The organism is Clostridium beijerinckii, assembly GCF_008705175.1.
GTDB classification, from domain to species: Bacteria; Bacillota; Clostridia; order Clostridiales; family Clostridiaceae; genus Clostridium; species Clostridium beijerinckii.
On sequence record NZ_CP043998.1, the window covers coordinates 346,903 to 366,121 of the forward strand.

Annotated in this window: 29 protein-coding genes; 25 read left to right on the top strand and 4 right to left on the bottom strand. The window is 29.6% G+C overall.

Annotated features, from left to right (window positions below):
* Positions 1–4: 4 nt before the first annotated feature.
* Both F3K33_RS01680 and F3K33_RS01685 read right to left on the bottom strand, forming a co-directional pair.
* Positions 5–1,168: a tyrosine-type recombinase/integrase gene (locus F3K33_RS01680; protein WP_039771196.1), complete on the bottom strand. Its 1,164-nt coding sequence runs from the start codon at positions 1,166–1,168 to the stop codon at positions 5–7.
* 51 nt (positions 1,169–1,219) lie between these two features.
* The gene (locus tag F3K33_RS01685) at positions 1,220–2,209 is read right to left on the bottom strand and encodes a helix-turn-helix domain-containing protein (protein WP_051144814.1); all 990 of its coding nucleotides are present in this window, start codon (positions 2,207–2,209) and stop codon (positions 1,220–1,222) included.
* Positions 2,210–2,343: 134 nt separating this feature from the next.
* Between F3K33_RS01685 and F3K33_RS01690 the strand changes: the two genes are divergently transcribed.
* The 15 genes from F3K33_RS01690 to F3K33_RS01745 all read left to right on the top strand — a co-directional run bounded on the left by F3K33_RS01690 (position 2,344) and on the right by F3K33_RS01745 (position 9,594).
* Complete coding sequence (locus F3K33_RS01690) at positions 2,344–2,556, top strand: helix-turn-helix domain-containing protein (RefSeq protein ID WP_039771194.1); 213 nt, start codon at positions 2,344–2,346, stop codon at positions 2,554–2,556.
* 129 nt (positions 2,557–2,685) lie between these two features.
* Entirely contained in the window at positions 2,686–2,889 is a 204-nt protein-coding gene (locus F3K33_RS01695) for a helix-turn-helix domain-containing protein (protein WP_039771192.1), read from the top strand.
* Between the two features lie 122 nt (positions 2,890–3,011).
* A complete protein-coding gene (locus F3K33_RS01700) occupies positions 3,012–3,671 on the top strand; it encodes a helix-turn-helix domain-containing protein (RefSeq protein WP_051144812.1) in 660 nt (219 codons plus the stop codon).
* A gap of 37 nt (positions 3,672–3,708) precedes the next feature.
* Complete coding sequence (locus F3K33_RS01705; RefSeq protein ID WP_039771189.1) at positions 3,709–5,001, top strand: replicative DNA helicase; 1,293 nt, start codon at positions 3,709–3,711, stop codon at positions 4,999–5,001.
* A gap of 10 nt (positions 5,002–5,011) precedes the next feature.
* The gene (locus F3K33_RS26225; RefSeq protein WP_167514400.1) at positions 5,012–5,170 is read left to right on the top strand and encodes a hypothetical protein; all 159 of its coding nucleotides are present in this window, start codon (positions 5,012–5,014) and stop codon (positions 5,168–5,170) included.
* 95 nt (positions 5,171–5,265) lie between these two features.
* Positions 5,266–5,577, top strand: a complete 312-nt coding sequence (locus F3K33_RS01710) for a hypothetical protein (protein WP_039771187.1) — start codon at positions 5,266–5,268, stop codon at positions 5,575–5,577.
* A gap of 158 nt (positions 5,578–5,735) precedes the next feature.
* On the top strand, positions 5,736–5,879 hold the full coding sequence (locus F3K33_RS26230) for a hypothetical protein (RefSeq protein ID WP_167514401.1): 144 nt from the start codon (positions 5,736–5,738) through the stop codon (positions 5,877–5,879).
* 55 nt (positions 5,880–5,934) lie between these two features.
* Positions 5,935–6,828, top strand: coding sequence for a hypothetical protein (locus F3K33_RS01715; protein WP_039771185.1), 894 nt, complete (start codon positions 5,935–5,937; stop codon positions 6,826–6,828).
* Positions 6,829–7,024: 196 nt separating this feature from the next.
* Positions 7,025–7,204 (top strand): hypothetical protein, encoded by a 180-nt coding sequence (locus F3K33_RS01720; protein WP_039771183.1) that lies wholly within the window; start codon positions 7,025–7,027, stop codon positions 7,202–7,204.
* A 222-nt stretch (positions 7,205–7,426) separates the two neighbouring features.
* Entirely contained in the window at positions 7,427–7,576 is a 150-nt protein-coding gene (locus F3K33_RS26670) for an antA/AntB antirepressor family protein (RefSeq protein WP_243141342.1), read from the top strand.
* Positions 7,577–7,578: 2 nt separating this feature from the next.
* Positions 7,579–7,731, top strand: coding sequence for an antA/AntB antirepressor family protein (locus F3K33_RS01730; protein WP_243141343.1), 153 nt, complete (start codon positions 7,579–7,581; stop codon positions 7,729–7,731).
* A gap of 78 nt (positions 7,732–7,809) precedes the next feature.
* Complete coding sequence (locus tag F3K33_RS26235; RefSeq protein WP_167514402.1) at positions 7,810–7,971, top strand: hypothetical protein; 162 nt, start codon at positions 7,810–7,812, stop codon at positions 7,969–7,971.
* Between the two features lie 193 nt (positions 7,972–8,164).
* Positions 8,165–8,488, top strand: a complete 324-nt coding sequence (locus F3K33_RS01735; protein ID WP_069187759.1) for a hypothetical protein — start codon at positions 8,165–8,167, stop codon at positions 8,486–8,488.
* A 227-nt stretch (positions 8,489–8,715) separates the two neighbouring features.
* Positions 8,716–9,396, top strand: coding sequence for an ORF6N domain-containing protein (locus tag F3K33_RS01740; RefSeq protein ID WP_084670533.1), 681 nt, complete (start codon positions 8,716–8,718; stop codon positions 9,394–9,396).
* Positions 9,397–9,450: 54 nt separating this feature from the next.
* Entirely contained in the window at positions 9,451–9,594 is a 144-nt protein-coding gene (locus F3K33_RS01745; protein WP_154861723.1) for a BC1881 family protein, read from the top strand.
* Here the strand turns inward: F3K33_RS01745 and F3K33_RS01750 are convergent.
* Positions 9,591–9,803: a KTSC domain-containing protein gene (locus F3K33_RS01750; RefSeq protein ID WP_039771181.1), complete on the bottom strand. Its 213-nt coding sequence runs from the start codon at positions 9,801–9,803 to the stop codon at positions 9,591–9,593. The two genes, F3K33_RS01745 and F3K33_RS01750, sit on opposite strands and share 4 nt — an antisense overlap.
* Positions 9,804–9,879: 76 nt before the next feature.
* Here F3K33_RS01750 and F3K33_RS26240 point away from each other — a divergent pair, with 76 nt between their 5' ends.
* Both F3K33_RS26240 and F3K33_RS01755 read left to right on the top strand, forming a co-directional pair.
* Positions 9,880–10,017, top strand: a complete 138-nt coding sequence (locus F3K33_RS26240; RefSeq protein WP_167514403.1) for a hypothetical protein — start codon at positions 9,880–9,882, stop codon at positions 10,015–10,017.
* A 3-nt stretch (positions 10,018–10,020) separates the two neighbouring features.
* On the top strand, positions 10,021–11,976 hold the full coding sequence (locus F3K33_RS01755; protein WP_167514404.1) for a phage protein: 1,956 nt from the start codon (positions 10,021–10,023) through the stop codon (positions 11,974–11,976).
* Positions 11,977–13,715: 1,739 nt separating this feature from the next.
* Here the strand turns inward: F3K33_RS01755 and F3K33_RS26925 are convergent.
* On the bottom strand, positions 13,716–13,841 hold the full coding sequence (locus tag F3K33_RS26925) for a hypothetical protein (protein ID WP_274596492.1): 126 nt from the start codon (positions 13,839–13,841) through the stop codon (positions 13,716–13,718).
* Between the two features lie 331 nt (positions 13,842–14,172).
* Here F3K33_RS26925 and F3K33_RS01760 point away from each other — a divergent pair, with 331 nt between their 5' ends.
* From F3K33_RS01760 to F3K33_RS01800, 8 genes are all read left to right on the top strand, one after another.
* Positions 14,173–14,757 carry a recombinase family protein gene (locus tag F3K33_RS01760; RefSeq protein ID WP_039771179.1) on the top strand — a complete coding sequence of 195 codons (585 nt, stop codon included), beginning with the start codon at positions 14,173–14,175 and terminating at the stop codon, positions 14,755–14,757.
* Between the two features lie 148 nt (positions 14,758–14,905).
* A complete protein-coding gene (locus F3K33_RS01765) occupies positions 14,906–15,112 on the top strand; it encodes a helix-turn-helix domain-containing protein (protein WP_039771177.1) in 207 nt (68 codons plus the stop codon).
* Positions 15,113–15,168: 56 nt separating this feature from the next.
* A complete protein-coding gene (locus tag F3K33_RS01770; RefSeq protein ID WP_039771175.1) occupies positions 15,169–15,918 on the top strand; it encodes a sigma-70 family RNA polymerase sigma factor in 750 nt (249 codons plus the stop codon).
* Positions 15,911–16,138: a hypothetical protein gene (locus F3K33_RS01775; protein WP_039771173.1), complete on the top strand. Its 228-nt coding sequence runs from the start codon at positions 15,911–15,913 to the stop codon at positions 16,136–16,138. The genes F3K33_RS01770 and F3K33_RS01775 overlap by 8 nt, the downstream gene beginning before the upstream one ends.
* Before the next feature lie 93 nt (positions 16,139–16,231).
* Positions 16,232–16,963: a hypothetical protein gene (locus tag F3K33_RS01780; protein WP_051144809.1), complete on the top strand. Its 732-nt coding sequence runs from the start codon at positions 16,232–16,234 to the stop codon at positions 16,961–16,963.
* A gap of 591 nt (positions 16,964–17,554) precedes the next feature.
* The gene (locus F3K33_RS01790) at positions 17,555–18,277 is read left to right on the top strand and encodes a hypothetical protein (RefSeq protein WP_039771172.1); all 723 of its coding nucleotides are present in this window, start codon (positions 17,555–17,557) and stop codon (positions 18,275–18,277) included.
* Between the two features lies 1 nt (position 18,278).
* Positions 18,279–18,863 carry a hypothetical protein gene (locus F3K33_RS01795; protein ID WP_051144808.1) on the top strand — a complete coding sequence of 195 codons (585 nt, stop codon included), beginning with the start codon at positions 18,279–18,281 and terminating at the stop codon, positions 18,861–18,863.
* Positions 18,864–18,871: 8 nt separating this feature from the next.
* The gene (locus tag F3K33_RS01800) at positions 18,872–19,180 is read left to right on the top strand and encodes a hypothetical protein (RefSeq protein ID WP_039771170.1); all 309 of its coding nucleotides are present in this window, start codon (positions 18,872–18,874) and stop codon (positions 19,178–19,180) included.
* The last annotated feature ends 39 nt before the right edge of the window (positions 19,181–19,219 follow it).

A 19,219-nucleotide genomic window follows, 5' to 3' on the forward strand; every position in this document is an offset into this window, starting at 1 on the left:
GAATCTAGTTGGAGTTTGACTCCAGTTTGACTCCACTTTTCTTGTTTTGTATATGAGTATTTATATTTTCTGCTACATCAAATTGATGCTTAGGATATAAATGGCCATATGTTTTTAATACTTCTTGCACATCTTTATGACCAAGTCTTTTTGCTATAGCAATTATATTAACATCTAATGAAATTAAAAAAGATGCATGACTATGACGCAATGCATGTGGTTTTATTCTTTTTATATCAGCAAGTTTTGAATGTCTTGTTAGTACATGACCGGGAAAGTGCTTATTTGTTGGAATACCATTATCATAGCTGAATATAAAAGTATCTTTTTTTACTTCAAATAAGGTTTTTTGATATTCTTGCCATTTAAGAAGCATGTCAAAAGTATCATCATCTAGTACAACTAGTCTGTTAGATGTACTATTCTTTGTATCATCAAAATCCCAGTCGTTCTGGTTTCTGTAATCTAAATCTTTAGTAATAGAGATTGATTTATTTATATCATCGAAATCGCTCCATTGTAGAGCTTGCATTTCAGAGAATCTTAATCCTGTATAGAATAGGAATTTGATCATTACATAGCCGAAGTATTGTAGCGTATCATCTAATTTCATTGTATCTAAAACCTTATTTAACTCATCTTCAGTCCAAAATTCAACTTCTTTTCGTTTTCTCTTAACATTACCAGCTTTTTTAGCAGGATTAGTTTTTATTACATCAAGATTAACTGCTCTTTCTAATATCTGACTTAATGCAATATGTAAGCTTCTAACATAATTTTGATCTTTACCATTATCTAATAGTTGCTGTTGCCATTTCTGAACTATTATAGGTGTTATCTGTTCAAGTTTATACTCTCCAAATATCTCTATTATATTTTTCTTTATACTAGAAGCCCTGTTATCAAAAGTTGTTTTCCTAACTTGAGTCTTATACCACTTTAAGTATTCGTCAATAAAGTTTTTGAATTTAGTTGATTGATTATAGGTCAAAACACCGTCGTAGTATTGATTTTTTAAATCATTATATGCTTGCTCGGCATCTTTCTTCTTTTTAAATCCTCGCCTAGTAGTTCTTCGCCTTTTACCAGTTGCAGGATCAAAACCAAGAGATACATCAAAATAATACAGACCTGTTTTCTTATCTGTTTTTATGTTTTCATTAGCCAATGTTTGTTTCTCCTTTCAGCAAATGGGTTAAAGGATAATATAAGTAAATATTTAATTATTATCTTCCGAGTCTTTTTTCAAGGTATTGATGGCATCACTATTCTTTTTTCGTGTCTCTTTTAGAATTTCATAAACTGGAGATTCTTTGGAAATCCAAGAGCTTACTCCATCGAATAAGTCCCCGTTTTTTTCATGTTCCTTAATATCAGATAAGGTTGTTTCGATTACTTTTTCTATAGCCATGATTAACAAATTATCATAACCAGCAACGGCCAAATCATTGTATGAATAGCCAAATACCATTTCTAATTTTGGATTAGATAAAAAATTTACTTCGGCATTAAGGATTGGAAATGCTTTATCGACTGAATTTTTAATTTCGTCAAATGATTCAGGTAAAAATGTTATTTGATTACCAATTTGCACACCTTTTATTTTTTGATTACTCTTATCTAGTTTAATTGCATCTACTGATAAGTGTCCGTCTTTTATATATCCTTGAGATTCTAGAAATTTTTTATTATCTGAATTTATATAATTCAAAGGGTTGTTTAGTTTTGTATACATCTGTTGACAATAATCTTCAAATTCAGAATCTAAATTATATATATCAGTTTTAATTAGATCTTCATATATTTTATTAAACTCCACTAATGAATTAGCAGCGATGAAACGTAATAGTCCTTTTATGGAGCTTATTGGTAATCGACTAATACTTTCACCGTTAAATGCAACTAACGTATTATAATCAGCATAGTTGCCTAATAGTCTAAGTATTTCGTCACTATTACTAGCTAGCTTGAATGCTATCTGCATAGCTCTGGAGTAAACCTCAGACGAAAATGAGTCATCACTAGTTAAAGCATCTACACTTACATTAAGTGCTAATGCTATTTTTTTTAATATATCAGCTGGTGGAGTCCTATCTCCTCTCTCGTAATTACCTATAGATTCTCGTGTAACTTCACTTATTTCAGCAAGTTCTTTTTGTGTTAAATTTCTATATTTTCTAATTCTTTTTAATTTATCGCTTAATGGCATGTTATCACCTCTTATTAATATAATAAACCAAAAGAGAACAAATGAAAAGTTTTTTTGCAAAAATATTGACAAGAGAACAAATGAAAAGTATACTTAATAAAAAAGATACCAAATGAAACAAAAGGAGGACATAAATGTTAAAATTAGATGTAAAAAAACTACTATTATTGCAAGCAAAAGCATGTCTTAATACAAATGAATTGGCAAAAAGGGCTTCCATGCCGAGGACAACTATTACCAATATTGTACACAGAAAAAGAAACGCAACACCTAAAAGTATAGGTTTATTAGCAAAAGCCTTAGGCGTTGATGTTTCAGAATTATTACTTAATGAAAAAGACAATTAAGTAATTCAATCAAAAGTTTTTAGTACAGTTTATCATGTCTAGATTCAATTCCTTGTACGAGATTCTAAATGAAAGCATGCAAAGGTATCCTACTTTACCTTAAATATAAGAAAAAATGGAGGGGAAAACATGAATAAAGAAAAAGCAGATTATCCAATTGTATTGCAAACAAAAGATGTTATGGAAATTATGGGATGTAGCAGCACCACTGCAGCTCAATATATAAAAATTGCAAGTGCAAAATTAAAAGAACAGGGTAAAATACCACCAGTAGACGTAGTAAAAAACTTAAGGATACCAAGAGATCAATTTTATTTCATATATGGAATTTAGGAGGGAGTTAAAATGAATCTAAATTTAATGGACAAGTATATAGCCATATGCAAAGAATTGAATAAGTCTATTACATGGAATGGATTAAGATACTTTAAGAAGGCTTTTAAGTAGGTGCTTATGTGAGTGAAGATAACAATCGATGGAAAGATTTTAACCTTGTAATAGATACTTTGAATTTAGACATTAAAGAGAAAGGATTGTTACTGATAATTTTTAGATATGTGAATTATAAAAATGGATATGCAAATCCAAGCAGAACATTACTCAAAAAATTAACTGGAATAAGTGACAATAGAACTTTAGATAAGATATTAGATTCTATCATTGAAAAAGGATTTTTGATTAGAGAAAAAGGGAAGGGAAGACGTAGTAAATATTTTGTAAAAGTAGGTGGAGAAATTACACCTAGTGTAAAAAATGCACCTAGTGGAGAAATCACTCCATCAGTAGGTGGAGAAATTACACCTATAGTAGGTGGAGAAATTACACCACAAAAAGAAAATAAAAAGAAAACAAAAGAAAAAATATATATGGAACTGACTTTTATTGATGATGTAATTGATAAAGTTAAAATCACTAAAGAACAGTATGAGAAACTTTGTAGTAAATACAGTAACTCGTTAGTGGACAAACAAATATTAGCATTAGACAATTATATAGCTAATGGGAAAGGTAGTAAATATAAAGACCATTATAAGGCTTTAAATACATGGTGTAATGGAAATAATAAAGAAGCTACTAAGGTATTTAAAAGTACTGGTGATGACTTTGATTATTAATTCGTAATAGTTAGAAAATACGAATAGAGGTGATTAAATGCAAGAACTGGACAAGGTTATAGAAAGTGAAAGAGAAGTATTAGGCAATATAATAAAAGATAATTCACTTCTTTTAAAAGCTATAGATGCTCTAAAAGAAGATGATTTTTACAGTGGACCACATCAGCTTTTATATAAAACCATGAAAGAGCTGTACAAACAAGATAACAATTTTGATGCAGTAATACTTTTAAATAAGCTTAAAGATAAGATAAAAGAGAACTTAATAACAGTTACAGAAATATCAAACATTTCATTATGCGGAATCAAATCTACATTTAAATCACACCTAGAAGCAGTTATTGAGTCCAGCAGGCAAAGAAAAATAAGCAAGTTAATGCAAAATGTAGCTAACTCAGAAAAGAGCTCAGAAGACAAAATAAATTATATTCAAGATGAACTTATAAAAATGAATGTAGAAACTGAAGAAGATAAGATTCTAACAACTAAGGATTTAATGAGAATGGCAGCTGATAAGGTCCAGGAAGCATATGAAACTAAAGGCGGTATTACAGGAGTCCCAACAGGAATTAATATATTAGACAATGCAACAAACGGATTAGAAAGGCAGGATATGATTGTTCTTGCTGCAAGGCCTTCGATAGGGAAAACAGCTATTGTATTAAAAATTCTAGAGAATATACAGGGCAATGCATTACTTGTTCAATTAGATATGGGATTAAAAGCTATAGGTTGCAGAATGTTAGCTACGGATACAAATATGGAAAACGGAAGAATAAGCAGGGGCAGACTTGATGATGACGAATGGATTGAATTCACAAAGTCATTGAATAGATTAGCACAAAAAGATAACTTATTTTTCTACTCACCATCAAGTGCAACTATAGGAAAAATAAGAACTAAAGCAAAACAACTAAAAATTAAACACGGATTAGATGTAATTATATTAGATCACATAGGGAAGTTAAAACCAGAAATTAAAGGCAGTAAATATGAACAGGCTAGTGATAATTCAAACAAAATAAAACAAGTGGCAAGAGAATTAGAAGTTGCATTTGTGGCATTAAGCCAATTATCGAGAGCAGTAGAGCAAAGACCAGACAAACATCCTATATTGGCAGACTTAAGAGACAGTGGAAGTATAGAAGAAGATGCAGATACAATTGGAATGCTTTATCGTGAGGGTTATTATACGGCTCGAGAAAAGGGCGAAAGAATAAGAAGTGATACATTAGAGGTTAGCTTTCAGAAAGTCAGAAACGGGCGTTTAGGAACTGTTAAATTCCATTACGATTTAGAAACTCAAAAGCTATTACCATTAAATGAGTAGGAGGTGAAATATGTGTGAATATAAAGTAATAGCAATTATAAAAAATATAGAAAAGGAATATTCAAACTCTTCAACGCCTAAAGAATTAAGAATTACTATAGGCGAAATATTGATTAGTAAGATTAAATTAGGTCAGAGTAAAAATAAAAAAAGTGATAACCATGAATAAGGTATCACTAATGATATTGTTATATTCTCTAACTCGCAATTACAGATTATAACAATATCTCCTAAAAGTCAAGAAAATTTAAGGAGGATATGTATATGAGAATGGAAGAATTAAGGAAATTAATAAATAATATTATAGGTAATGAGTTTGATCATATTTCAGAATTTAAAGAAAAAGAGGATTTTGATTCTAATGATACGATAAAGGAATTGAGCGAAAAAGTAAATGATGTATTGGATAAGTTAAATGAATTATTACCTGATCAACAAGATTTAATCGGAGAATTAGATGATTTATATTCAAATTATTGCACAAATGCTTGCAAATATTATTTCAGAGAGGGGGTTGCCGCAGGAACAACTAATCTTAAGTTTTTAGAAGAAACGAAGATAATGCACCTTGTTTAAGAAGGCATATTGTGAATTATATAAATATAAAGAAATTAAGATGATGAAAGTATTAATTTCTTTGGACATACTGTGTTGAAGTACTGGGGTAAAGGCTATAAGAAGGAATGTTTTGATAATAAATAGAAGAAGATTAATAAATAAGGATGGTGTTGCTAATGGTAAAATTACAAATTAGTTACAAGACTGACGAGGAAAAAACTAAAATAATAGAAATATTATCTGCAGCAGCAATAGTTAAAAAGATAAGCAGACCACGTAAAAGTGGTCAATATTATAGAGTTTATTTAGATATAGAGTAAAAGTTTAAAGGGATACTTCTGTTGGGGAATCCCTTTAATTAATAGAGGTTCACGTATGGAAAGAGGTAAAAGAAAAGAAATCAATAAATTGTTGGACAAACTTTTAAAGATGGAATTAGAGGGATTAAGAAAAAGGTTTATGCCATACAAAAGAAGACCGTTTTTAGATTGTAAAGTAATTATAGCATTAGATTGTAAATACAAGAGTAACAACGCATTAGGATATTATATAAACACTCAAAAAGATAAAATGCAACATAGATATATTCATAAGATATTTATAACTGGTGCATCAGTGGAAAATTATTTCAAGGCATCTCAATACAAAAAGCATAAGCAATTCTATAAAAGATGTGCAATAGATGAATTGAGAAGGGTAATAAGACATGAATTAATGCATGCTTTTGTCTATGAAGAATTTGACAGTTGGTATTGGAGTGATATAAAAAACATTAATAGTGATTATTCACCAATATTCTTAAGTTGTCTTTATTGGGGTGGCGGAAGTACGGGGCATAATTATGCGTATAAGTTCTTAGAAAGTGAATTATATTCAAAGATAGAAAAATGTTTTAAATATGACCATGTTCGGACAATATTATTGAACTACATGTTTGAATTTGAGAGGATAGTGGGAAATATAAACAGAAATCAAAATGAGCATAATGTAATGGGATTGAAAATTTCCTTTAATGATAAAGGCGCAGGATTTAAAAAACTAAGTTATATAAAGGCATATGTAAAATATAAGGAAGATGGGGAATTCAAGAAAGGAGTAACACAAACAATGACATTAGGTATAGGTTTTCTAGTAACACCGCCTAAATTATTAGAAAACTACAAAAGAATTTTTGATAATGGAGCTATAGCCAATGCTCATATTGAGGAAGTATTATATGTCGATAAAGAAGAAAACTTCAAAAATCCAGTAATTATATTTGAAAAATGAATAGATAATCAAAAAAAGGTGAATACTATGCTTTAATGATTACAAATATGAATTTGCGAAAGGAGTTAACAATGAAAGAAAGATTGCAAAAGCAAATAGAAAACTTAGAACTGGATAATGTGGAAATAGTGTTAAATAATATCGAAAACAAACTTATTCATCAAATTAAAAATATATAAGTAAGGAGTGGGAATTCGTGATATATTTTCCAGATCAAGAAGAACCTATTACGTTAACTAGAGAAGAATACCCGGATTTGCCTTTTAAAAAGGTGTATATAAGAAATCCACATAAAGTTAGGGAAGGGCTTGCTAAATACTATGAATATATGATTGAAAAGTTTGGGGATGGAAGAATTTCAATTAGCCGTAAATAAAGGAGGACAAGCCGATAAAAGAAATTAAAGTATTTAATAATGAAAAATTAAATTTAGAAGTTAGAACACTGCAAAATGAAGACGGGAGTATTTCTGTAAATGCTGAAGATACTGCAATAGGTTTTGGATGGTATCAAACAAAGAACGATATTAAATACCCCAAATGGGAAAGAGTGAATAGTTTTATCTCGGAGTTGGGATTTTCTCCACAAGTGGAGAAAGATGATTTTATCCCCGTTCGTACTTAATGACGAACGAAACCCAAAACCTACAACAGACTATAAACTTTCAGCATCATTCGCAAAAAAGTTAGCAATGGGGGCCCACAACGAAAAAGGAGAACAACAGCTAAGAAATTATATGATTTTTTAGAATTGAATCCAACTCATTATTCTAAATGGATTAAAAGAAATATTTTAGAAAACGACTTTGCAATAGAAAACGAGGATTATGAGGTTTTAGCCATTGAGTGCGAAAACCCACAAGGTGGCAGACCATCACAGGATTATAAATTATCAGCTATATGATTGAAGATTCAATCGAAAGAGCTAAAGTATGGATAAAAGAGCAAGAACATATTATTTAATAGAAGGGAAGAATTAAATATGGAAGAAGATTTTGTATATGACGGTGTAACAATGAAATGTTTAAACCCAGAAGCTATTCCGATTTTTAAAAAGAATTTAGCAAAATTAATCTTAAAATTATCAAAAATTGATATTGACGAAGAAGCTTCGGAAACAAATTTTTCACATTATGAAGATTGAAGGAAGAGTTGAGATGATGGAAAAAGAACAACAATAAAGATAACTAGACTAAAAAACCTTATAAAACCACTAGACATAATTTAACTAAGGGGTGCCTCAAATTTGAGGCAGGGGTAATTGATACCTATATCGGGTACGATACATCCTTTATTATATGTAAAGATCTAAAAATATTCAAAAAAGAGAGTGGAATATGGAAAAAACTTTAATAACACGAAAGGGATTGTGTGAAAGGTGGGGGTTAAGCTATAACACAATTTGTAATTACGAATCAAACGGAACTTTGACAAGAAATCCAAATTTTGAAAGCCCAATGTATTATATGGAAGAAATAATAAAAATCGAATCATTAAGTGAGCCTAATCCATTATCACCAATGGAAAGAAGAAGTTTAGAAAATAAAGTAAGAGACTTAAAAAGAATGGTTGATTTATTACAAGAACAGCTGACAAAATATACTATGATAAATACTGAAAGTGTTAGTCTATTATCTATTGTACAAAAGTGTATAAAATAATATTTATTATATACAATAAATAGAACGAAACTATTGAAAACACTAGCATTAAAGACTATTATGTGATATAATAAAGATAAGAAAAACAATAATAATAAGTACCCCATCATATGATGGAAAGCATTAAGGACTTAATGGCTGCGGGAAATATTTTAGAGAAAGCAAAGTTTGCATTTTCTGATTTATCACCGTGGCCTTTTTATTTTATAAAGAAAGAAGGTGAGAAGATGAAGAATTTAATTAAAATAAATAATCATGTTCTACAAATAAAAGAATTTAACAATCAAAGAGTAGTGACTTTCAAAGATATTGATTTATTACATGACAGAATAGAAGGAACCGCAAAAAGTAATTTTTATGAAAACAAGAAGCATTTTATAGAAAATGAAGATTACTTTATAATTCCAAAATCTCTAAAGTGTGAAATTCCTACTTTAAAAGTTCCAAACAGAGGAATAACAGTTCTGACTGAAAGCGGCTATTTAATGTTAGTCAAGTCGTTACAAGATGATTTGGCATGGAAAGTCCAAAGAGAATTAGTTAATAACTATTTCAGAATAAAGAATTTCGTTAATGTTCAGAAATCTATTAATGAAATTAAGGTGCAGCTTGAAACACAGTTTAATGAAATGGTACAAGTTAAAATTAATGAAATCGAAAGCAAATGCTCAAATTATTACAGGCCTTCAAGCTTAGAAAAAAGCAACATTTCTAGATACATAAAACAAAGGCTTGGAATTCTGAAAGCTGATGAGGAATACGAAAGTGTAAAACAGAGAGTTCTATTAAAACTTGGTGCTAATAAGTGGGAAGATGTGCCTATAGAAACATTAAAGGATTCATTAAATATAATTGATGAATCAATTAGAGTAGTAAAGCTTGATAGGCCACAACAATATAGTATGTAGAATTAACCAATGAATATGTTAGGTTACTCTGAATAAAAGAAGGAGGATGGGAGAATGGATTTATCAAAGGTATCAACTAAAGATTTACTGGATGGGCTATCAAAAAGAGAGGGGGTTGAGGTAACCATTGCAGAGCCTTATAAGGATGAAACAGTAAAAGTAAATGGTCTTGCAATAGTACTTGTGATTACAGATTAAGCAATTTTGTTCCATTTATAAGTATTTTTTATAAAAGCATGAAAAAACTTGCCAAGAGACGATGCATTCATAAAGTTATTATATGTTTCAATTGGAACATTGAAGTACTGATATATTCCGCCAGAATTAAATTGAATTTCTAATGTTCCAACATATAGATCATAACCAACTGAATGTATATCACTTGAAGTAACATATTGTCTTTTCATAAAAACACCCCCTTCCCATAACATAATTTTACCATATTTTGAAATGAGTTGATGAAAAAAGGAGTGAGAGATAAGAATGAATGAAGAAGCGAAACAAGCCAAGAGAGAATATGCTCGAGAATGGAGAAAAATGAATAAGGACAAAGTAAAAGCGGCACAAGATAGGTATTGGAATAAGAAGGCAAATCAATTATCTAAAAGAAAGGATAAGTAAAATATGAGTGTACAAGAAACTATGTGGAAGTTCTTAAGAGCAAATGGACTTCCAGAGACAAGTTCGGCTGCTATAATGGGAAATGTTGAGCAAGAAAGTAGTTTTGATCCGAATGAATATGAAACGGGTGGAGATGGTTTCGGGCTATTCCAATGGAGTTATGATAGACGTAGACAATTAGAGGCATACGGAACCGACTTGCAGCACCAATTGAATTTTTTCTGGTCTGAACTGACTGGAAAAGACTCTAGTTCCACAGGAGGAGAATATACTTGGAAAGATAGCACGCCTACATATTTATCGTATGATGATTTTATGTCTAGAAAAGGAAGTGTAGACCAATTAACAGAAACATTTTGTGTGTCTTGGGAAAGAGCTGGAACCCCAATGATGCAAAACAGAATAAAAGCTGCAAATAAGTACTATAGTCAATTTTCAGGTACTAAGCCAGATAGCGCTAATAGTCAATCAGAGAATATAACAATAGAGGCTACTAATTATCAAGTTATAGCAAATAGCCAAAAATATGGAGATGTTCTTTTTGGTAGAAGATATAGAGTAACTGTAAGTGATGCGCAAGGGAATGGAATTGATGTTTCGCAATTAAGATGTACTTTTAATATAGTGAAAACTATACAGATGCAACCAAATACAGGTGAGATTGTTATTTATAACTTAAATGCAAAAACGGAAAATGCAATAATGATGAGTGGTGCTAGAGTGACTGTAGAAGCTGGATATGAAGGTTCCCAATTCGGTTTAATATTTGATGGCGATATTCTCCAGACAATAAGGGAAAAAGAGGATAGTACAACATATAAGCTTACTATATTGGCTCTAGATTCTGATAGAGCTCTTAACTTTGAAATAGCAAATTACTCTATAGTAAAAGGTCAGACAGCAAGAAGCATACTGGACCATATTGTTAGTGCATCTGAGAACCCAGTTTTTTTAGGAAGTATTTCAGATAAATTAGAGGGGCAAACACTCACAAGAGGAAAAGTCCTATTCGGGAAGGCAAGTGATTATATAAGACAAATAGCCAAGACATATGGTCTTCAATATTATATGGATGATGGGAAATTGAACTTAATCCATATGGATGATTTGCCAGAAGGTGAAGCATTTGAATTAAACCCAGAAAGTGGATTAATAGGAACACCACAACAAACCGATTTTGGCATAAGTGGACAATGCTTATTAAATCCTCAGATTAAACTTAATACGTTAATTCATATAGATAATAGTTTAGTCAGAGCTAAGCAGATAAATGTTAATGGCAATAATACTGTTCCTGGAGCTACATCTACAAATAGTGATGATATTAAACAAACAAATAGCTTGGTTAGAAAGGCAATAATAGCAGAGGCAAAAAAGCTATGTGATGATCCTAATGTTAGGTATAGTGAAGAGGAAAATCTAAGAGGCAAAACAGTTGACGGAATAACTTATTATGATTGCTCTATATTTGTAAAACATTGTTATGAAACTGCAGGTTTAGATTTATTGGATATAACAACAAATCAATGGCAACAAGTAAAAGCAAAAGGATTATATAATATAGATATCCAAGCAGCAATGGCTGGAGATTTAGTATTTTGGTTTGATGGAGATGTATGTTATCATGTTGCAATTTATGGAGGCAACAATGATGTTTATGCAGCAAGGTCAAAGAATAAGCCTGCAGATGAACAAGTTTCATATGGACCTATTTATGGAGAGTATAAGATAGGTAGACCAGAAAGTTTAATAAGAGCTGATGGTGGAGAATTGCCTAGTGCAAGTGGCCAGAGTACAACAGATAATAGTGCTCAAGGAACGTTTAGAGGATTGGACAAAGACGGAATTTATAGAATTATATCTTTGAATTTCGTAGGAGATACTAGAGGCAACGATTGGTTCATAAATTTTACTTCAATTGACCAGCTTGGAGGCACCATTCCAATAGTATCAAATTAAATATTAAAGTTAAGAAGCCTTAGATGGCTTTTTATTTTACTTAAAAATGAAGTAATAGGTAAGAGCGATTTTATGTTATTACAAATTATTAAACAAAAGAAAGAGGAAAATTTAATAGCAATAAGTAGAGATGTTGTTATAAACTACCTCACAAAACCTCACTAAAAAAATATATATGAAACGCTATACCGCATAAACAAATTAATTATATAAATCAAACTGAAAAACTTAGAAAAACTTAGCATTAAAACATATATAGAATTATACTATGAGTTTTTCCCTACTATAAAAAAGGGCGCTTGAAATTCCAAGCAGGGGCAATTAATTCTCAAAATAGGACTTTAGTAACACTATAAAAAAGATAATTTGCGAATTTTGTGATGTCCTAAAAGAACATTTATAAAATGTATTCAGGCTTTTCAGAATACCTAAAAGTAAGTTCAAATTTAAACTTACCTATAAAAAATAATACAACGGATTTTTCCGTTATATGCATAAGCCGATTGTTAACCAATGTTAACTTAAAAGCATATATAGAATGAACCGACTAAAAAGGTCGGCACAAATAAAATGATAGCAAATGATAACATTTAAAAATATATAAGGAATGAATATTTAGAATCAACGGAATCTTAAAAAACAACCTACAAAAACCTACAATAAAAAATATAAGGATTCATCATTTTGATGATACCTAATATTATTTGGTTGCTTACCAGCTGAAAGTAGGAAACATATATTACTTTAAGAGATAGAGCCAAAAGTGGCGCTGTCTTATTTTATTAGATCTAATTTAAAGTATATAACCATTAAACTGATATAACTATTTGTATATAAGATTCTCATTCGTCCTTAATGACTAATGGAAAATGCAACTTGTCAAAACTAGACATAAGAGAATATATAGATCATTAGATTTAATCGGATAACCTTAAAACGTTTCATTAATATGTTAAGAATTGTTAAGGTTTTTTGCACACTTTTAATGGAACGTTACCCTAAGAAAACCTAAGATATAATTAATGTATCCGGAGATTTCGGTGGCCCTAAAAAGGGAACATTAAATGAGAACCTTTAAAATGTGTACATCTATATGCTAGGAATTGCTGAGATTTATTTAATATATGCCGAGTTTTCCGAGTCCTTAAAAAAAGAATAAATCTTTTGTTCTATTGGATATTATAAACTTTTTGAACACCATAAAAAAGTAAGGCAATTAATTCAAATTTATTCAAGAAGCAGATTGCTAACAAATGCTAACATAAAATTACATAATATAGGTATTAGCGAAAACCACAATTTCCGTTCTCTTAACATTCACACAGAATAAAAAAGTGTGACGTTAAAACTCAATATTAAAAGTTTTTTAAGTTAAATATAAAGTAAATTTAAATGCTAGGAATTGTTTGGATTTTTTCAGGTTTATAAAAGTGAAATATTATTATTTTTAATAAACACACTCTAAGAAAAACTAAGATTTTTTAAAATTTAATGGATATCGTAATTTAATAGTTTAGAACTCAATACCACAGGTAATAATCTAGTAAGTGGAGTTATTAATGTATTCTTAAATAGCTCCAGTTCCACAAAGAGAATTTAAAAATTAACATAGAATACTAATAATAAATAATATCAAAAGGTATTTACAAGTGTATGATTTAATTCTACAATGTAAAGAAAAGATAAAACCCTACTGCGACAACAGTAGAGCCTTATCTGATTGTATGTTTAAGCTGATATTACTTAAACATAGAGTGTATGTTGCTTATTATTCCAGTAATAGCAACAAGTATGGTAATTAAATCTTTAAGCTGTTTAGGTATATGGTAGCACTTAAACAGTTTTTCTTTTTGATTTTTTTTCATAATATTTCCTCCAATCCTTTTATTAAAACCTATAATAACAGGTATTAAGAGTGTAGTAAAGTGAATTGGAAATTCCTGAAAATGTAAAAAACGTGAGGCGTTTTTTAAAAATTTAGACATACTTTTTTTATAGTTAATACCTATTGAATAAAAAAAACATACATCTAAATTTTAAAAAAATAAAAAAAATTTTTAATTTCCAGTTTTTTAAAACTTTTGGCTCCATAACTTAACAGTATTGACACCAAGATTTTAATGACGTAAAATAGAGGTGTGTAGTGGTGTTAAAACTTAGTATCAAAATGATTCGTAAGATGTGAGGTTATGATATATGATTTATGGGTATGCTAGGGTATCAACTAGAGGACAATTAGATGGTAATAGTATTGAGGAACAATCATCTAAAATATTAGAAAGATATTCTAATGCTAAAATTTTTGAAGAAAGTTATTCAGGAGCAAAAGAAAGAGAAATATTTAATAAGATGCTGAATGAATTACAGCAGGATGATTTATTGGTAGTAACTAAGTTGGATAGATTCTGTAGAACAACTAAAGAGGGATTGCAGTATATTGATATGCTAATGAGCAAAGGAGTTAAGATACACATACTTAATATGGGACTTATTGAGGATACCCCAATGGGAAGATTAATAGTAACTAATTTGTTAGCCTTTGCAGAGTTTGAAAGAGCAATGATAATAGAACGAACCCAAAGTGGGAAGGCTATCGCTAAAACTAAGGAAGGATTTAAAGAGGGCAGACCAAAGGCATATACTGATAAGCAATTAGATCATGCATTGAGCCTACTATCAATAAATGGCGGAGATAATAGTTATAATGAAGTTGTAGAGATTACAGGAATATCGAAAAGCACATTAATAAGAGAAAATAATAAGCGAAAAATTATTAATTAAAAAATAAATATTAAAGTACCCCACTTTTTAATAGTGGAAAGCATTAAGAACTTAATGGCTGCGGGAATATTTAACAAGGTAAATATTATTTACTTAGTTATTTATTAACGTAGCCTTTTTATTTAAATATAGTAAGGATAGATTATAAATGGATGAATTGCTCACTATTACAGAGATATCAAAAAAATTAAGACTTAATAAAACAGATACATATTCGCTTGTTAATAAAGGATTACTTAAGGCAACCAAGTTAGGTAGTCTTAAAGTTGCAGCTAGTGAATTAGATAGATTTATTAATTGGAGTATAGGAAAAGATTTATCAAATTTAGATAATCCCAAAGAATTAACTTCTTAGGATAACTTTATAAAAACAAATTAAAACATTTGCATTGAATGTGAGGAGTTGAGAGCGTGAGTAATGAAGAATTAGCTTTGTTATATCAACAAGGAGATAAGGAAGCATTAACAACTTTAATTAAAAATAATACAGGGATACTTAATAAACTAGCCTTTAAATATAGCAAGTGTAATAAGTTAATTGACGTTGAGGATCTAAAACAATCTGGGTGTATAGGATTAATTAATGCAGCTAATAGATACAATTTTGAATTAGAGAATAAAGCCAACTTTATGACATTTGCTTTTTATCATATTGATCGAGAAATGCAGGTATGTTTAAATGGCAGAACTAGTAAAGATATTAATAACAGTAAATTCTATAAATCAGTAATGAGTCTTAATGTTCCTATAGGAGAAGATGGAGAAAGTGATTTTGAATTAATAGATACTGTGGATAGCAATTCTAAGGACTTGGAAAATTTAGAGGATATATTGTACTATAAAAAGCTTAGAAAAGAATTAGAGGAGGCCATGAGAGATTCAAACACATTACAAGAACAAGAAGTATTAAAGCTTTCCTATGGATGGAATTTTCAGCCTTTAGCTGGAGCGGAGATAGAAAAAATATTGAATTTACAACCGAATAAATTAAACCTAATTAAAACAAAAGCATTGAATAAACTAAGATGTAGTAAATGGTATAGAATGTACGGAATAAAGTATTATGCAGATGATATAGCATCGCATAATCATTCCTATAGGTCAGTAGAAAAGCTAATTGATCTAAATTTACATTTGAAAGGGTTGTTAGCTGATGAATAAAGAAAATGTTTTAGTAACATTTAGAGAATTAGGACTTATAATTTGTAAGGCAGATACCAAAAGAAAGGTTACATGTCCTATATGGGATAAAATAACTCTTAAAAGCGTATTTATATTCTATAGAATGGGCTATGTATTTAGGGATAGCCAAGATTCTAAAAAATATTATTCTTCAGATGAAATAACTGAAAAAGTTAAAAGGTATTTAGCAGCTCTATAAAATAACATAGAAATTATATATTAGCCAAAGGAATTTTAAATAAATTGTAGAAATGTTTAAAAATAGATATTAATTTAAAAGGTGGGATTGATTATGATAAATATTAGAAAGCGAATATTAAGCGTTGTAACGGTTTTATGTATTACTTTAGGGTTTAATATGCCAGCATACGCAGAATGGAAGCAAGACGCCACAGGATGGTGGTATACTAATGGAAATACTTATTATACAGGCTGGCAAGAGATTGGCGGGAAATGGTATTATTTTGATAAGAATGGTTATATGCTATACAGCACAATTAAAGATGGATATTTCCTTCAAAGTGATGGAAGCTGGACAAATGGTGGAAAGGAAATACAAAAATATGCTGATTTATTAAATGATACAAGGTGGCAAGAACAAAATGGAATAGTTGATATATCGCATAACATTATAATGGATGTAAATCACGATGGAGTAAATGAAATGTTATTAAATAATGGTCCTAATATGGCTCAGTTAAAGGTATCAATTGTTTCTTATAATAATGGTAACATAAAGATAGATAATATACCTTCAGGACAAGGCGGATATTATGGATATATAAAGAACGAAAATGTGCTATGTGTGTACGGTGGTCATATGGGATATTTTTATGGAAGTGGTTACAAGCTTAATGATGGAAGTTGGGAAAAGGTATATGATTGGAGTGCAGAATATATTTCTCAATATGTTGACGATAACGCATTTAAAAATTGTACTCTAAATGGAAAGCCTGTATCAGAAACAGAATTCAAGAGTTTTTTAAGTAAAATTGATAAATATTATTATACAGTAGAGTACTAAGGAAATGTTATTACAAACATTTAATATAAAGAGGTGAAACAAAGAATCTGAGCATAACATTTAATCAACTAGGAGGGTGGAATGCAAAGACTAAACGTAAGCTAATAAGTCCAATTTATGACAAGGCATCTTTGCATACAATAGAATTTTTATATCATGTAGGATATGTTTTAAGAAATGTAAACAATCCTAAAAAATATTATTCAGTAGAAGAGGTTAAAGAAAAATTAAGGTCATCTGTTTTATACTAATTAGAGGGTAAGATAATTTGGGTTGAAACCCAAACGTTACCTATAGAAAAATGTTATGAATTGAAGCATATAGTAGAAAGTCGGTTTTACGATACAAAATACTTTTAAGGGCATAGGAGTGATTCTGTGCCTTTAATTTTTTTATATAGATAAGTTTTAGGAAAGATATAGAAATCATATTGGAAAATTATAAGAAATAAGTGATATAATCGCTTATAATATATTTAAGAAGAATGATAATGAATAAATAATTAATTAGGTTATTTAGAAGGAGTTTATTGTTTTATGTCGTATAATTACCTTTAGGCAAAAATTTCATTTTGAGGGGGTAATTTCATAAATGCCAAACTATATTTTTAATAAAATTTTTATTGAAGCGAGATATAACAATGCATTATTTTTTAATGATTTGAATAAAATTCAATCAATTATTGATGAAGCGCAAGGGATATTTCCTAATAGTAATTTTGAGCCAAATCAGAAGATATTAATACTTAATAATTTAGAGAAACATTATACAGCTAATATATCTGCAAATAGATTTATCGTTGATGTAGATAGGCCCCAAAACTTTGAAAGTGTAAAAATAATAGCTGAGGAACTATTAAGAATTTGTACAAACAATCTAAATATAAAAAATTTCGGTAGACTTGGAATGAGGACGTTCAGAGGGATCCCTAAAAATAACTTATGGGAAGCAAACAAATATATTAAGGAAAAGTTATTTAAATTTGATGACAGATTATTCAATATAGTAGGTAACAACATTAGTAATTTAGGAATATCGTTTATGTTTACGGATGGTAACTATAAGACAATGCTTAATATAAAATCAGCGTCTATGCAGACATTTGAAATAAATTTAAATCCAACAGTAGTTAGCGAAGTAAACTTAAGTTCAATGACTAAAACTCAGACAGTAGATGAAATATTAATTGATTCAGACATATTTCAAGATGGAATCGTAGATGTGGAGTTTGCTATTAACAACTTTATCAATGACGTTATAAAAATAAATAACAGTAAAATCAATGAATTTATTAGAAATGTGAGCATACAATAAAATGGAAAATAATTTAATAGAAAGAATTAATTTACCTAAAGAAGATGAAACTATAAGTAACGTCATACAATTTCCTAATAATATAACAGATAATAGGAATATTATTGATGATGAAAATGAAAAGATAATAATATATGTACCTAAGGGGTATAGTGCAAAAGTTATTTTAGAGAAGAAAGATGAAATTAGCACAGACACAGAATATCAATATTCACCATCCAACGTACATAAAATTGATAGTAAAATATTAACAAATACTATCAAAAATGAGTTAGCAATGACATCTGTTTGTGATATAATTAAACCACAAACAGGATATAATTATACTAGCGACTTTAAAGAGAGATATGATATAGGTAAGGAGGAAGCAGATATGAAACTTAGCAAGACAAAAGAATTAAATAAAATTCATATTGAATTTTTAGTAGTTTCATTTATAACTATCATTTTTTCATTAATAGGATTGCTCATATTCTCAATGAATGGGTTTTATATTATACATCCATCAATTTATATTTTAGGATTCTTTATGGGATTAGGCTGGTTAGCAACTGCGGCAACTTCGATTTATAAACATAGGAGGTAAATGGTTTAATGTCTGATTCACAAACAATTTGGGGAATTATTAAGGAAAGTTGCAAAAAATGTTTCGAGACGGAAACTAGCACAGAATCAGGAAGAATAAATCTTGTAGGAACATTGATATGCGCAGCTATTGTAGTTACAGCAATGGCAAGTGAATTGGTAGATAAGGCAATTTGGTGTTTTAATAATAGCTATGAATTAGGAATACCATGGTATGCAGTAGTAGCTTTAGTGGCAATGTTACTAATACAAATTTCGTACTGTGTAAGTCGAGTAAGCAAAATAAACGATATAGATAGATCAATTGATAAGCAGTAGCCAGATGCAATCTAACTACTGCTTATTTTCTTGTTATTT

Bases quoted from the DNA above. Each gene is read 5' to 3' on its own strand.
- F3K33_RS01705 (WP_039771189.1), top strand. From the start codon at position 3,709: ATGCAAGAACTGGACAAGGTTATAGAAAGTGAAAGAGAAGTATTAGGC.
- F3K33_RS01740 (WP_084670533.1), top strand. From the start codon at position 8,716: ATGAAGAATTTAATTAAAATAAATAATCATGTTCTACAAATAAAAGAA.
- F3K33_RS01735 (WP_069187759.1), top strand. From the start codon at position 8,165: ATGGAAAAAACTTTAATAACACGAAAGGGATTGTGTGAAAGGTGGGGG.
- F3K33_RS01775 (WP_039771173.1), top strand. From the start codon at position 15,911: ATGAATAAAGAAAATGTTTTAGTAACATTTAGAGAATTAGGACTTATA.
- F3K33_RS26235 (WP_167514402.1), top strand. From the start codon at position 7,810: ATGGAAGAAGATTTTGTATATGACGGTGTAACAATGAAATGTTTAAAC.
- F3K33_RS26225 (WP_167514400.1), top strand. From the start codon at position 5,012: ATGTGTGAATATAAAGTAATAGCAATTATAAAAAATATAGAAAAGGAA.
- F3K33_RS01715 (WP_039771185.1), top strand. From the start codon at position 5,935: ATGGAAAGAGGTAAAAGAAAAGAAATCAATAAATTGTTGGACAAACTT.
- F3K33_RS01745 (WP_154861723.1), top strand. From the start codon at position 9,451: ATGGATTTATCAAAGGTATCAACTAAAGATTTACTGGATGGGCTATCA.
- F3K33_RS01695 (WP_039771192.1), top strand. From the start codon at position 2,686: ATGAATAAAGAAAAAGCAGATTATCCAATTGTATTGCAAACAAAAGAT.
- F3K33_RS01780 (WP_051144809.1), top strand. From the start codon at position 16,232: ATGATAAATATTAGAAAGCGAATATTAAGCGTTGTAACGGTTTTATGT.
- F3K33_RS01690 (WP_039771194.1), top strand. From the start codon at position 2,344: ATGTTAAAATTAGATGTAAAAAAACTACTATTATTGCAAGCAAAAGCA.
- F3K33_RS26240 (WP_167514403.1), top strand. From the start codon at position 9,880: ATGAATGAAGAAGCGAAACAAGCCAAGAGAGAATATGCTCGAGAATGG.
- F3K33_RS26925 (WP_274596492.1), bottom strand. From the start codon at position 13,841: ATGAAAAAAAATCAAAAAGAAAAACTGTTTAAGTGCTACCATATACCT.
- F3K33_RS01800 (WP_039771170.1), top strand. From the start codon at position 18,872: ATGTCTGATTCACAAACAATTTGGGGAATTATTAAGGAAAGTTGCAAA.
- F3K33_RS01685 (WP_051144814.1), bottom strand. From the start codon at position 2,209: ATGCCATTAAGCGATAAATTAAAAAGAATTAGAAAATATAGAAATTTA.
- F3K33_RS26670 (WP_243141342.1), top strand. From the start codon at position 7,427: ATGATTTTATCCCCGTTCGTACTTAATGACGAACGAAACCCAAAACCT.
- F3K33_RS01795 (WP_051144808.1), top strand. From the start codon at position 18,279: ATGGAAAATAATTTAATAGAAAGAATTAATTTACCTAAAGAAGATGAA.
- F3K33_RS01750 (WP_039771181.1), bottom strand. From the start codon at position 9,803: ATGAAAAGACAATATGTTACTTCAAGTGATATACATTCAGTTGGTTAT.
- F3K33_RS01760 (WP_039771179.1), top strand. From the start codon at position 14,173: ATGATTTATGGGTATGCTAGGGTATCAACTAGAGGACAATTAGATGGT.
- F3K33_RS26230 (WP_167514401.1), top strand. From the start codon at position 5,736: ATGGTAAAATTACAAATTAGTTACAAGACTGACGAGGAAAAAACTAAA.
- F3K33_RS01790 (WP_039771172.1), top strand. From the start codon at position 17,555: ATGCCAAACTATATTTTTAATAAAATTTTTATTGAAGCGAGATATAAC.
- F3K33_RS01710 (WP_039771187.1), top strand. From the start codon at position 5,266: ATGAGAATGGAAGAATTAAGGAAATTAATAAATAATATTATAGGTAAT.
- F3K33_RS01755 (WP_167514404.1), top strand. From the start codon at position 10,021: ATGAGTGTACAAGAAACTATGTGGAAGTTCTTAAGAGCAAATGGACTT.
- F3K33_RS01765 (WP_039771177.1), top strand. From the start codon at position 14,906: ATGGATGAATTGCTCACTATTACAGAGATATCAAAAAAATTAAGACTT.